General features: G+C 45.6%; 10 protein-coding genes. 6 read left to right on the top strand and 4 right to left on the bottom strand.

Annotation, left to right across the window (positions count from 1 at the left end; translation table 11 throughout):
• The first annotated feature begins 168 nt into the window (after positions 1 to 168).
• Positions 169 to 897 (top strand): gamma-glutamyl-gamma-aminobutyrate hydrolase family protein, encoded by a 729-nt coding sequence (locus tag JGK36_RS01110; protein ID WP_293195652.1) that lies wholly within the window; start codon positions 169 to 171, stop codon positions 895 to 897.
• 6 nt (positions 898 to 903) lie between these two features.
• On the opposite strand, the gene JGK36_RS01105 is transcribed toward JGK36_RS01110, so the two are convergent.
• Positions 904 to 1,365: an SRPBCC family protein gene (locus JGK36_RS01105; protein ID WP_293195654.1), complete on the bottom strand. Its 462-nt coding sequence runs from the start codon at positions 1,363 to 1,365 to the stop codon at positions 904 to 906.
• Positions 1,366 to 1,902: 537 nt separating this feature from the next.
• Between JGK36_RS01105 and JGK36_RS01100 the strand changes: the two genes are divergently transcribed.
• Both JGK36_RS01100 and ppk1 read left to right on the top strand, forming a co-directional pair.
• A complete protein-coding gene (locus JGK36_RS01100; protein ID WP_293200749.1) occupies positions 1,903 to 5,625 on the top strand; it encodes an NACHT domain-containing NTPase in 3,723 nt (1,240 codons plus the stop codon).
• 341 nt (positions 5,626 to 5,966) lie between these two features.
• Positions 5,967 to 8,150: a polyphosphate kinase 1 gene (gene ppk1 / locus JGK36_RS01095; RefSeq protein ID WP_293195657.1), complete on the top strand. Its 2,184-nt coding sequence runs from the start codon at positions 5,967 to 5,969 to the stop codon at positions 8,148 to 8,150.
• A gap of 354 nt (positions 8,151 to 8,504) precedes the next feature.
• Here ppk1 and JGK36_RS01090 read toward each other — a convergent pair whose 3' ends face one another.
• Both JGK36_RS01090 and JGK36_RS01085 read right to left on the bottom strand, forming a co-directional pair.
• Positions 8,505 to 8,675 (bottom strand): hypothetical protein, encoded by a 171-nt coding sequence (locus JGK36_RS01090; RefSeq protein WP_293149374.1) that lies wholly within the window; start codon positions 8,673 to 8,675, stop codon positions 8,505 to 8,507.
• Positions 8,676 to 8,855: 180 nt separating this feature from the next.
• Complete coding sequence (locus tag JGK36_RS01085; RefSeq protein WP_293174481.1) at positions 8,856 to 9,116, bottom strand: hypothetical protein; 261 nt, start codon at positions 9,114 to 9,116, stop codon at positions 8,856 to 8,858.
• A 675-nt stretch (positions 9,117 to 9,791) separates the two neighbouring features.
• On the opposite strand from JGK36_RS01085, the gene JGK36_RS01080 reads away from it, so the two are divergent.
• From JGK36_RS01080 to JGK36_RS01070, 3 genes are all read left to right on the top strand, one after another.
• A complete protein-coding gene (locus JGK36_RS01080) occupies positions 9,792 to 10,343 on the top strand; it encodes a DUF2854 domain-containing protein (RefSeq protein WP_293174484.1) in 552 nt (183 codons plus the stop codon).
• Between the two features lie 356 nt (positions 10,344 to 10,699).
• Positions 10,700 to 11,770 (top strand): FAD-dependent monooxygenase, encoded by a 1,071-nt coding sequence (locus JGK36_RS01075; RefSeq protein ID WP_293195659.1) that lies wholly within the window; start codon positions 10,700 to 10,702, stop codon positions 11,768 to 11,770.
• A 167-nt stretch (positions 11,771 to 11,937) separates the two neighbouring features.
• Entirely contained in the window at positions 11,938 to 12,432 is a 495-nt protein-coding gene (locus JGK36_RS01070) for a hypothetical protein (protein WP_293174490.1), read from the top strand.
• 254 nt (positions 12,433 to 12,686) lie between these two features.
• Here the strand turns inward: JGK36_RS01070 and JGK36_RS01065 are convergent, their stop codons facing one another.
• Entirely contained in the window at positions 12,687 to 13,034 is a 348-nt protein-coding gene (locus JGK36_RS01065; RefSeq protein ID WP_293174493.1) for a DUF779 domain-containing protein, read from the bottom strand.
• Positions 13,035 to 13,198 lie beyond the last annotated feature (164 nt).

Here is a 13,198-nt window from a genome sequence, read left to right as displayed (position 1 = left end):
TTCTGGTGGCATGGGCTTCTAGCCCGTGCAAAAAACAGGCAAGATGCCTGTTCCACAATCAGTAAATTTTCTGGTGGCATGGGCTTCTAGCCCGTGCAAGAAAAACTTATTGATAATACTAGAATATCCTAGAACTAATGTAAATAATTATCTCCCACTCTCTAAAAAATGAAAAAACATCCCATCGTTGGTATCACAACTTACTGTCGCAGTCAAGCAGGCGAATATTGCCTCAACGGAGCATATATTGATGCAGTGCAGGCAGCAGGTGGTATTCCAATTTTACTGCCTCCCAATCAATTAGATCCGGCTAGTATTTTTGATGCCGTAGATGGTTTGATTTTTTCAGGTGGTGGAGATATCAATCCAGAACTTTATGGCGGTTTTGTCGATCGCACGGTTTACTCGGTTAACGCAGAACGCGACAATTTTGAGTTAAGCTTAGCTAAGCTAGCTTTGAGGGCTGACATACCCGTGTTGGGGATTTGTCGCGGAATGCAAGTCCTGAATGTAGCCAGCGGCGGGAATTTGGTCGTGCACGTACCGGATGCTTACGGAGAGGAGGTGAATCACCGACAAGAAAACCCGATTCGTGCGATCGAGCATATCATTAAAATAGACCCCGACAGCCGGCTAGCAAAAATCATGGGAACTACCTCTACAAACGTCGTTTCCTGGCACCATCAAGCCGTACAAACAATGATTCCCGGCTGGCAAATTGTAGCACGAGCACCCGACGGTTTAATAGAAGCAATCGAATACAAATATCACCCTTGGATGGTAGCAGTTCAGTGGCATCCAGAAATGTCGCCAAAAAGTCTCCCAAACTGCGAACTTTTTCGGGCTTTTGTCGAAGCAGCAGCTTCCAAGTTTATGAATTATACTAAATCTGCATGAAAATTTTCAGCCATTATTTGCATTTTTTTCGCACTCTCGCTTAGTGACTTCGTGGCGGTAGCGAAACATATCAGTTAACCGTATTTCTACCCACCAACCTAACAGCAAATCGACAATCGGGCCGCCCGGTATCGAAAATGCGATCGCATCTGTCAATCGGGTATGGCCATTTTCTGTGGTAAACTCGTGTCGGTGAGTCCAACGTGCCATCGGCCCCTCAGTTTGTTCGTCAACAAACAAGCGATATTGTTCGCATTCAGTATGAGTCGCCACCCATTTTACTGGAATCGGCCCCAATAACAGCCGAAATTCTGACACAGCCCCCACATCGAGTCCCCCTTCGCGGCGGATGATTTTCACCGGTTGCCAAGGCGGAGTCAACAGTTGCAGAATATCCGGCCTTTCGTAAAAGTTCCAGACTGTTTCAACGGTGGCGTTTATCAGCGACGAGTATCTAAAATTGGGCATTGTAAGAAGAAGGAAGAAGGAAGTTCGGCAGCGGATGTAACGGATGTAACGGATGTAACGGATAGAATTCCCGATTACCCATCATTGATTACCGATTACCCATCAGTTCTGCCGTCATTAGGAAGAAGGAAGAAGATATATATACAGTAAGTTTTTTAGCTATCCATACTTGACGTTGAATTAGCAGGTGGATTTACTGAGCGTTGGGTTAGACTCAGGGCGAACGCATCTAAACTTTATGTTAACACAATCTAGTATATTGGAGAAGAATTATTGACTACATACAAAACATTTAATTAGAGTTTATATATAACTACTCAATAACCGCTGGTGATTTTCGAGAATCTGAACGATAGCCAACGATTTTAGGTGGTTCCAGCCTTCCTATTCACTGATTTACCAGCGGTTTTTGTATTTTTTCAGCGGTTTTTGAGCAGTTACCACTCGGTTTTCAACTGACGGTGACTGTTAAGCAGACAAATTCCTGAAGCTATCGATCGCAAATAAAGTCGATCGCCTACAATCATGTATTCGGGTGTGTCGCCACAAAAAATCCTTAGCCAAACATCAAAAATCGAGCGGTGTCGCCACAAAAAATCCTTAGCCAAACATCAAAAATCGAGCGGGCGACGCACCTGTCCACTCGTGCGATCGCAAATAAAGTCGATCGCCTACAATCAAACTAACCCCCTAGAGCCTGAAATTAGGAGAAACTGTCAAATGCTAGATGCTGCGTTATTGGGAGGACTTTTCACAGTCGTGTGGCAAGCCATATTGGGGACTCAAGTTAATGATGCAGCAAAGCACCTTTGTTTGACCGGAATCAAAAAAGTATCACGAAACGGGAAAATAGTCAATCACGATTTAGAAAAAGCGCTGAAACGTTCTTTCTTGAAAGCTCAACAACAAATCGCCTCAGAATGTCATAAAGAATTGGTTGAGCCATCTCGCAGGGCTTCTAAAGGAATCGTTATTTACTTACCTCAACACCGTCCAGATTTAGAATGGCTCGATAAGAAGATTAAGCAGTTAAAATCTGAATTGGAAAAAGTCGATAAAGAAACAGTCCCGTCTGGGATTCCGATTGAGGGTTTAGATGAAATAGAATTGCTGCTGACTGCGACAGATGAGTTAAAGCAGAATCGGGTAGCAGAAGTCAACCAAAAACTGCTGGAACTTGCCCTGGAAAATTGCGATGTCGCACCCTACAAGACAAAATTAGAGCAAGAATTGTTTGCCTTAGTATCTGCATACTTTGCTCAGGAAATCAAGGAAAATGACAAGGTTTTTCAGATTTTTACCGGGCAGAGTTTAACGCGGATTGATAGCAGAACCCAAGAGATGTATGCTTGGCTTGAGGAGATTGTGGAAAAGAGCCGGATTGTTTACCAACCGATTGACTGGCGGGATATTTGTCAGCAGATATTAGACGAGAAAGAACAGCAGCGACTCAGTAGCAATCAGCTAACTTTTGGCAACCATCAAATTGATGATGTTTATGTACCGCTGGGATTGGTGGAACGGCACAAAGTGACTCAGCAGCGCGAGAATCTTGGGGCTGAAAAAGGTTCAGATTTGTACCGGGAAAAAGAAGTTACTCAAACATTTGAACATAGCGAGTTTCTCGAACAAGTGATCCAGCAAGGAATTAGCCCGAAAAGCAATGGGAAGCGATTAGGAATTATTGGGGAACCGGGGGCGGGGAAAACAACGCTGTTGCGGCAGATTGCGAATTGGGTAGCGACGGGCATTTCGGAGGCTATGGTAATTTGGGTATCCTTGGCGGATTTGCAGGGGAAGGAATTAGAAACCTATTTATTTGATAATTGGTTGGTGGCGGCAATTAAGAGAATTGGGAAGGCTGAGGCGACGGCGGATATTAAGGATGATTTTTTAGCACAGTTTAATGCCGATCGCGTTTGGTTGGTGTTGGATGGGGCGGATGAGATGGCGGTGGGTGATGGGAATCCTTTGGCGGAAATTGAGCGGCAAATTAGGACGGGTGGCTGTATTCAAAGGGCGCGGATTGTGCTAAGTTGTCGGCAGAATGTCTGGGATGCGATCGGCTCTGCGTTGGATAGTTTTGATACTTATCGCACTCTGGAGTTTTCCTATCCCGAACAGGTGGAAATGTTTATTGATAAGTGGTTTGGAACCCCCCTTAACCCCCAGTTTGGAACCCCCCCTAACCCCCCCTTGGTAAGGGGGGAGACAAGAGAAGAAGGGGACTCTCTTACTCCCGGTTTCTCAACGCAGGCGACAGGAGAAGGCGACACTCTAACTCCCCCCTTCTTAAGGGGGGCTGGGGGGGCTCTTCCCCTTTCTTTCCCAGCCCAAAATACAGAAGAAACTCTAACTCCCTCCTTAGCAAGGGGGGCTGGGGGGGTGCTTTCTCAACAGCTACGCGAAGCATTAGCAGCATCAGGAAAAGAGCGAATTCGAGATTTAGTAAAAAATCCCCTGAGATGTTCGTTATTGTGTGGCACTTGGCAATCCTTGGATGGGGATTTGCCAGATACTAAGGCTAAGCTTTATCAGCGGTTTGTGACTACTTTATATCAGTGGAAAAAACCGCAATTGAATTGGATTCAGCAGCAGGATTTGAATGCGGCTTTGGGGAAATTGGCACTTTCAGGGATGTTAAATGAAACGTCGCGGTTTCAGTTGCGAGAAAGTGTGGGATATCGGGTGATGGGTGCATCGCAGTTTGAGTTAGCTTGTCGTTTGGGTTGGCTGAATTTAGTGGCGAGGGATGGGGAGACGCTGGAAGGGATTTATGCTTTTTACCATCCGACGTTTCAGGAATATTTTGCGGCGTTGGCGGTTGAGGATTGGCACTTTTTCTTGAATCATATTCCCCCAGAGGGCGGGCACGGGGGCACCGCCCCTACTGGGGTGTACCGGATTTTTGAGAAGCAGTGGAAGGAGGTTATTTTGTTGTGGTTGGGGCGTGAGGAGGTAGGGAAGGAGAAGAAGGAAGGGTTTATTAATAGGTTGGTTGAGTTTGAGGATGGGTGTGGTGATTTTTATAATTATCGTGCGTATTTTCTAGCGGCTGCGGGGATTGCTGAGTTTAAGGATTGTAGTTTTGCTGATGAGATTGTGTCGCAGGTTATTAAGTGGGGATTTGGTTATTTTAATGAGGAGAAGAAAGAGTGGCAAACATATTCTGATCCAATTGCAGAGGGTTCAAGGGACATACTGAAAGAGACGGATCGGGGGCAATGCGCGATTTACCATTTAGTGGAGTTAATGTGTACTTCTCAGATTGATAAAGATACCCAGATAGAAGTAGTAAAAGAGTTAGCAGAAATAGGTGGATCGAACCCAGTTGCTATGTCCGGTTTAGTGGAGTTGATTGGTACTTCTGAGGATGATAATACCTGGAGGAGTGCCATAAATAGCTTAGGAAAAATCGACAAAGATAACTCAGTTGCGATCTCAGCTTTAGTCGATTTAATCGGTACTTTTCAGGATAAAAATACCCAGAGGAGAGCGGCCGTAAGCTTAGGGAAAATATGCAAAGATAACGTAGTTGCGATCGCCACTTTAGTCGATTTAATCAGAAATTCAAATGATAACATTGCCCGGTGGCAAGCGGCAGATATCTTAGGGGAAATTATCAAAGGTAAACACTTCGTCCTCGCACTCTCAGGTTTGAAAGATTGTCTAAATTCCGAAGTCTACGAAAACGATTTTAATCGCTATAAAGATCGCTACCCAATTATCTGGGCCTGTGCCCAAAATATGACTTACCCAGAATTTTATCAAGCATGGCACACCCAACCCACCAATTCCCCAACACCCGATCGCAACCACCGACAAAATACAGATATCCCCACACTCCTCAAACAACTCCAATCCACCGATAAAACCTTCCCCGTTCCCCTCAACATTCGCGCGTTAGAAGGCGAAACAGATATAAGCGCGATCGCCCAAGAGCTCTGTACCCAACTATATCAAACAATCTTCCCCGCAGATACAGACATCCCCGCCATTCGCAACGCCCCCGAATTCAAGCGATTAATTCCCCAACTCAAAAATCGGCTGCAAAAACAGCACATCGCCTTAATTTTGCACTCCTGTCCCTGCGAAGATGCGCTTTCGTCTTTCACCCGCAAACTCGCCGACACTCACATGGGAATTCATATCGCCTGGATTACCGATACACCGCTGGAATTGCCGCTAACAGGTTTTGCGGTGGATGGAGATGATTTGTTGAATGCCGTGCAGAGTTGGATTGGGGGGATTGGTTCGTGATGTTGGGGCGGATGTATTCAGAGACTGCTGCTTGTCGCCGAGGCCAGATCCCCCCTAGCCCCCCTTAATAAGGGGGGGACAAGAATCCGATCAAAGTCCCCCTTCTTAAGGGGGATTTAGGGGGATCTGGCTTCGGCAACAAACAAGAAATACAAAATGTGCGATCGTACACAACATAAATCATAAAGCTCGATCGCTCTTCCTCTCCAACCCCTCGCTCGTTCGGGTTTTGTCTGTCTAGACGCGATTTCAATCGCCCGCTACTGCGCCGCTACCCCAATACTACTGCAATACTAATGGTAAAGATACGATCGAGCCTCCCCGCAAGACCCCCGCAAACCATGTCCAAGCCAAAAAAGACCCCAGTCAAAACCTACACCGAAATCAACCTCAGCGACCCTCAATACTACTTCAACAGAGAACAAAGCTGGCTAGAATTCAACAACCGCGTGCTCCACGAAGCCCTAGACCCCCGCACGCCCCTCCTCGAAAGACTCAAATTTCTCGCTATTTTTAGCTCAAACCTAGACGAATACTTCATGGTGCGAGTGGCGGCCCTCAGACAGCAAGTAGAAGCAAAAGTCACCAAATTAACCTCCGATGGTAGCACGCCCCAACAACAGCTAGATGCCATCAACAAGCGGCTTTTGCCGATGGTAACTCAGCAACACGCCTATTTTGACCAAACTCTGCGGCCCAAATTAGCAGCAAGCGGCATCCACATTCTCGACTACATTGACCTCAATCAAGAACAACGAAATTACTTGCACCGTTACTTCAAAGAACAAGTATTTCCCGTACTCACTCCCCTAGCAGTTGACCCCAGCCACCCATTCCCATTCCTCTCCAATCTCAGCCTCAATTTAGCAGTAGTTGTCAGAGATCCCGACACCCGCGAGGAATTGTTTGCGCGGGTTAAAGTACCGCAGGTTTTGCCGAGATTTTTGCCCTTACCGGCCCATTTGCAGTGGCAGCAAAGGGGCAAAACTCCTGTGTGGACGGGCGTACCTTTAGAACAGGTAATCGCCCACAATTTAGAGGCTTTGTTTCCGGGGATGGATATTCAGGAATATCACCCATTTCGGATTACTCGCAATTCCGATTTGACTGTCGAGGAAGATGAGGCAGATGATTTACTGCTGGCGATTGAACAGGAACTCCGCAAGCGCCGGTTTACAGGTTCTGCGGTACGGATGGAAATTCCAGCGATTATGCCGCTTGCGCTGCGAGATATGCTGATGGATGAGTTGGAACTCGGCGAGCAGGATGTTTACGCGGTGGAGGGGCTGTTAGGCCTCAAGGATTTGATGTCTTTTGTGGGGCTGCCTGTGCCGGAACTCAAAGACCCGCCTTGGACTCCGGTGGTGCCGCCGCGCTTGCGGAATTCGGAATCGCCAATGATTTTAGGCAAATCGATGTTGGATGTTGAGGATGGTGAGGATATTTTTACGGTCATCCGTCGAGGGGATATCATGCTACACCATCCCTATCACTCGTTTGCAGCGACTGTCCAGCGGTTTATTACTGAGGCGGCGAACGATCGCTCGGTGTTAGCGATTAAGATGACTTTATACCGCACTTCTGGTGATTCGCCGATCGTCAGCGCCTTAATTCAAGCAGCGGAAAACGGCAAGCAAGTAGCTGTTTTAGTAGAGCTCAAAGCCCGGTTTGATGAAGAAAATAACATTAATTGGGCGCGCAAGTTAGAACAAGCAGGAGTCCACGTCGTTTACGGTTTGGTGGGACTCAAAACCCACACTAAGGTTGTGATGGTAGTGCGCCGCGAGGACAAATGTATTCGCCGCTACGTCCACATCGGCACGGGAAATTACAATCCCAAAACAGCCGGACTGTATACGGATGTCGGTTTGTTGAGTTGTCGCGAGGATTTGGGTGCAGATTTGACAGATTTGTTTAATTATTTAACCGGTTATTCGCGACAGCTATCTTATCGTAAATTGTTGGTGGCGCCTGTCAATATGCGCGATCGTTTTTTAGCATTAATCCGCCGCGAGGCCGACGAATGCCGCTTGAATGCGGAAAGCGGCACTCGTAGCTGCGGCCGGATTGTCGCTAAAATGAATGCTTTAGTTGACCCTCAAATTATTGTTGCTTTGTACGAAGCTTCGCAAGCGGGAGTTAAAATTGATTTGATTATTCGCGGGATTTGCTGTTTGCGTCCGGGCGTTGAGGGTGTTAGCGACAATATCAGAGTTATCAGTATTATCGGCCGCTTTTTAGAGCATTCGCGGATGTTTTATTTTTTCAACCGTGGCAGCGAAGAGGTGTATATTGGTTCTGCTGACTGGATGCAGCGCAATCTTAGCAGGCGGGTTGAGGCGATCGTCCAAGTCGAAGATCCGACTATAGTAATGGAATTGCAAGAAATTCTCGGTGTGATGCTGGCGGACAACCGTCAAGCTTGGGATTTGCAGCCTGGGGGACACTATTCTCAGCGGCGGCCACCTGCTAATAACCCGGAGGTTAACTCTCAGCAGATTTTGATGGATATGGCGATGAATTAGTCAGTTGATAGTTGATAGTTGACAGTTGACAGCGGTCAAATTTTGCAGTTAGTCGTGGTCAGTTATTGTTAGTTATTAAGCTGTACTGCATTTAATTTTAACTTTTAGGGCGGGCAAGATGCCCACCCCACAAAGTTTTTAACCCACCGAAATATGCAAATCAAAGGCGCGATAAGTAATAGCAATTCAACAAATCATTGCTGCTACAACGATTGAGGTTGAGGTTGTTTTCTCAAATATTATTGTCGCTGGTGCGTCGCCCGCTCGATTTTTCATCTTTTTTGGATACTATCGATAGCGACACACCCTACAAATACTAACAACTGCCAACTGCCAACTGTCAACTGCCAACTGTCAACTGTCAAAAGTGCGCTTAAATTCTTCTAACAAATCATCAATTTCCTCGATCGCCTGACTGACATCAATTCTCAGAGCTCCCAAGTCCGATCGATCTAACAGCCGCACGAGGGATTCCCGCTTGACTTCGATTTCTGCTACGCGCTCTTTGATTGTCTGTACATCCATTGTTTTTTGCCTTGGCTAGTATTAACAAAAATATTTGACTTTCCCCCCTGCGAACAGACGAGAATTCTTAATTCACCGACGTGCCTTTCGGCGCCAATCCTTTACTATTTTTATATAGAAGTGATGAGCGCGATCTGGTTTTTTTGAGTCTGTGTTATAGTTTGATTGTACATCAAAACTTTAGCGCAGGAAAGGCGGACGTTTGCTATCTGCGGGTTTGTTTTTCATCATTTCAGCTAAAAATCGCTTCAAGGCCTTCTCGCGGTTTTTCATGAAAGCAGCCCAAAATCCAGGTTGATATTCATCCATTGTCTTGGCTAGGGCCCAGACATCGATCGCTAAAATATTATAAAGCCTTTCATCTTCGCGTTTGAGCGAGTTAATCTGGTCTAGAACAGACTTGTTGGCGACCGCAGTCTGTTTGTCTTCGTCTTTAATCATAAAAAATATTCGGTAAGTGGGAAACGAGCAAGTCTTTAGACCTGAGAGGAAAACGACGGGCGCGGTTTCAACCGCCTTGAATCCCCTTTCGGGGTTAGAGGGGTATGGTTGCCCCTCCAAGGTCGATACAGTTGTATCCTTTCTCCCTTGCGGGGCGACCTGGTTATAAAGGCTTGTTAGACCTGCAACACTGTTTCAGTGACTTTAAAACTGTTTAATTGCAGATGACAGAGCGGAAAACTGGCGTCGCATTCTCCGGTGTCGTGACCTAAATAACGTCTCCTCTTCCGAGGGGTCTGGTCAGAACAGCTTGTAATTTCTTACAAGCTCAGTGGCGTTGATTCCCTGAGTTCCTGACGTCCTAAAATTGGTTGAAAGGGCAAGAGCGTCGATCGCGATCGCCGCTCTCTATACTTTGATGATACTGCCGATCTCGATTACCTTCTGGAACCAACGGCGTCCAATTAACCGGATATTTATCGGTGGCGCCGCGGCGAGGGAAAGCGGGATATTTTTTTGAAGCTAGAGACAAGATTGTGGATGCACAGAGAACCCGCTCTCATAGATGCTAGCAGTTTTGACCGGTATTTTGGCAAAAAAACTAAATTTATTCCAGACTTCTTGCCCGATAATAATTAAAGTATATTGTTGATTCCAGCTACTTACCTCACTAATATGTTACGTAAAATTTCTTTAGCAAGCCTAGCCTTAGTGGTGGGCGGTATTTTAGCAGTAGTCGGGTTCTATGCCTACTTCACCGACCAAGCTACCCTCAACCTAGCCGGTTTTTTTTATGGAATTCCCCTTTTGCTGGGAGGTTTGGCCCTGAAAGCAGCCGAACTCGAGCCAGTGGAGTTCACCGAACCGACTTCTCCTGAAGTTCTCCTGTTGAGAGAAAGTCAGGCCACGGATACTCAAAACCAAGTCCGCAAAGATATCACCCGATTTCGTTACGGCCAACCCGCCCACTTAGATGACGCTCTGGAACGCTTGGGAATGGCCCCGACTGACGAGGAACGCCCCCTCCTCCAAAGCTTGCGGGAAGTTGATATTGACGGTGCTTATGCTTTAATTCTAGAGTTTTATTCGCCGCTGCTGCCGATCGCACTTTGGGAAGAAAAGCAAGAAAAAATAGCTAAATTTTTTGGTCCTGGTTTGGACGCAAAAGTCACTCAAAAGCCTGATGACAAAATTGAATTGGCTTTAATTACCACTCCTAAAGCTTAAACCAGCCTTAAGTTGTGAGTGCGATAATTTTCAACTCACCCATTATATTATGTCCGGTCAATTGACCACAATCAGTAACGGTTCGTAGTGAGGACTTCAGTCCTCTCTTTGATGCGGACTAAAGTCCTCACTACAAACCAATATGGTCGTTAGATCTGACATAATATTAATTATTAATCCTGCATCACTTCCGATACTGATTTTAACTGCTGCTTGAAACCAGTCGCTATCACCAAAAGCTCGTTAGCAAAGCCCTCAAAGAGGATCGCCCATCCAGACCTAGCCCAAATCTTATTTTATGTAATAATAATATTGGTTGAGGAGCGATCGCAATCTTAAAATCAGGAGCAGCACAAATGGTTCCGTCCCAGACCAGGATAGGTATTATCGGCGCAGGAACATCAGGAGCTTATCTGGCAATTTTGCTGATTCAACAAGGGTTTAAAGTTGACTTGTTTGAAAAAGCACCCTATCCGCGTACCGATGGCTGTGGTATTCTGATCGTGCAAGCAGGTATGGAAGCACTGCATCAAGGCAACGCTCAAATTACCGAAAAAATCATCAACTCGGGCGATCGAGTTAAATTATTCGAGTTTCGCAACCTGCGCGGCGGTGTCATCAATTCCGAGCCAGTCACCTACGAAGAAAACGAAGTCCCAGCAATGCTGGTACACCGCAAAGCTATATTAGAAGCAATCCTTGACGAGTTACCCCCCGAGTGTATTCATTTTAATGCAGAATTGGCATCGATCGCCCAAACCGAGCACAGTGCGATCGCCCACTTTAAAGATGGCACAAAATGGGAAGGCGATCTATTAATTGGTGCCGATGGCATTGTCTCAAAAGTCCGTCAATTTATAGTTCCTAACGTAGAACTATTTTATTTAGGCGATGTCGTCTGGCGGGGAATAGTCGAAGATAACAGCTTCTGTCCCGAAGGAAACTTTTTTGTTTATGTACGGGGTCGGGGAATTTATGCCAACTTCTTTCACATCGGTGGAGGTCGCACTCATTGGGGCTTCTTTATTGAAAAAGAGCGCACTGAATCTGAAATCGGGAAACTGCAACCTACCAATATTACCATTCCTCCCGAAGAACTAGCAAAACTCCCAGAAGATGCCCGAAAACTTATAGAATCAACGCCTTTAGAAAATATTGTCTGTCGTTTTTCCTATGACATTGACCCCCTACCGAAAATCTACGATGGTCGTGTTATCTTAATTGGAGATGCAGCCCACGCCAAAAGTTCCACACGCGCCAGAGGAATGACTTCCGGTTGGGAAGATGGTTTGTATTTAGCAAAACATCTCGCAAATAGTGCAAATATTCCCGAAGCCCTGGAAAACTTCCAAACTGAAAGACTCCCAATTGTCCACGAATATCAACGCAGCAGCCGAGAAATTAGTCAAAAAGTTGGCCGTCGTTAAGAAAGAGAGAGGGGGAGAGGGGGAGAGGGGGAGATGAAATTGAAATTTACAATTTAATTAAATGCAGTACAGATCAACAAACTCTGGGTGGTTTAATGATGAAATTAACTTGATTTTTCCGTCAGTCTTAAGCAAATCAGGTGTCGAGAAAAACTGGAGAGGAAATAATGAGTAACAATCCTGTAATTCGTGAAAATACAGTAACCCCTGTAAGTTCTCCAGATTTGGAGAAAGTACCTGAAATTTTTACCCGTCATATTGGTACTTGGCAAGGAGAATACATCAAGACCGATACTCGCGGACATTTTTCTCGCAGCTTTTTCGGTAATTTTACCATCTGGATTCAAGGAAGTCACTACCAACAAGTTAACAATTATGAATTTTCAGACGGTTCTCGCGTTCAGCTTAATTTTCAAGGAGAGTTTGAAGAACGGATTCTGAAACTGTATTCTAGCAGTTATTCTGATTTTTCGGCGATCGCCTGGGATGCAGGCCAGGAAACAGTATGCTTTCGGGCAAATAAAACTGAAGATAACGTCCTTATTACCTTTATGGAAACAATGACATTACTCAGCGAAAATCACCGAGTTCGCAGCACTCAAGCCTTTAAAAACAGTATTTTTGATGGCATCTCATTTATTAAAGAAACGCGCTTGCCTTAGACAAAGTACATCTAGCAAAAAACGCCTAGATTGTCAACATCTATAAGATATCTCTCTGTTCTCTTTCTCTTAGGACTTACGCATCAAGGCCCAAGAAACCGGGTTTTTTCCTAAATTTTGTAGCTGCGGCGAAGGATATTCGTAAAAAACCCGGTTTCTGACTGCTCTCGTAAGTCCTATCTCTGCGTTTTCTGCGCCTTCTGCGGTTCAATACAAATAAAATTTCTTTAGTCCAAACAAGAGGCAAAATACAATTAATCAACATTGATAAACAAGCGAGAACGAGTAATAAAACGCTCTCCATCCGGCCCTTCCAGGGAAAAATCGCTGCCTCCGGGCCCCTGTACTACGTCTAGGATTAACTGCGTGTGCTGCCAATGTTCGTATTGCTGTGCTGCAATATAAAAGGGACAACCGTCTAGTTTTCCCAGCAATACATCGCCATCGCCGACGATTAATTCCCCGTTGGGATAGCACATGGGAGAACTACCATCGCAGCAGCCGCCCGATTGGTGAAACATCAATTCTCCGTGCTGGGTTTTGAGGTATTCTATTAGTTTTAAGGCGGCTTCTGTGGCTGTGACTTTGGGGATTGTTTCCATGGGAGAAATTATTGTATGGTAATTAAGTACGTTGTTGCGCTTTAGCGCTCTTGTTTGTATATGGATAAGAGCGCTGAAGCGCAACTACGTACCTTTTAGAAGAAGTTCTTGGTTGTTGCGATTTGGCGCTCTTTTTTTAGATAATCTAAGAGCGCTGAAGCGCA

Origin of the sequence: Microcoleus sp. PH2017_35_SFW_U_B, from assembly GCF_020737865.1 — a bacterium.
Lineage (GTDB): Bacteria > Cyanobacteriota > Cyanobacteriia > Cyanobacteriales > Microcoleaceae > Microcoleus.
This window is presented reverse-complemented; position numbering and strand designations above follow the sequence as displayed.

Excerpts from the sequence above, each read along its gene's own strand:
- JGK36_RS01065 (WP_293174493.1), bottom strand. The coding sequence starts at position 13,034 with ATGGAAACAATCCCCAAAGTCACAGCCACAGAAGCCGCCTTAAAACTA.
- JGK36_RS01105 (WP_293195654.1), bottom strand. The coding sequence starts at position 1,365 with ATGCCCAATTTTAGATACTCGTCGCTGATAAACGCCACCGTTGAAACA.
- JGK36_RS01085 (WP_293174481.1), bottom strand. The coding sequence starts at position 9,116 with ATGATTAAAGACGAAGACAAACAGACTGCGGTCGCCAACAAGTCTGTT.
- JGK36_RS01090 (WP_293149374.1), bottom strand. The coding sequence starts at position 8,675 with ATGGATGTACAGACAATCAAAGAGCGCGTAGCAGAAATCGAAGTCAAG.
- JGK36_RS01080 (WP_293174484.1), top strand. The coding sequence starts at position 9,792 with ATGTTACGTAAAATTTCTTTAGCAAGCCTAGCCTTAGTGGTGGGCGGT.
- JGK36_RS01075 (WP_293195659.1), top strand. The coding sequence starts at position 10,700 with ATGGTTCCGTCCCAGACCAGGATAGGTATTATCGGCGCAGGAACATCA.
- JGK36_RS01110 (WP_293195652.1), top strand. The coding sequence starts at position 169 with ATGAAAAAACATCCCATCGTTGGTATCACAACTTACTGTCGCAGTCAA.
- JGK36_RS01070 (WP_293174490.1), top strand. The coding sequence starts at position 11,938 with ATGAGTAACAATCCTGTAATTCGTGAAAATACAGTAACCCCTGTAAGT.
- ppk1 (WP_293195657.1), top strand. The coding sequence starts at position 5,967 with ATGTCCAAGCCAAAAAAGACCCCAGTCAAAACCTACACCGAAATCAAC.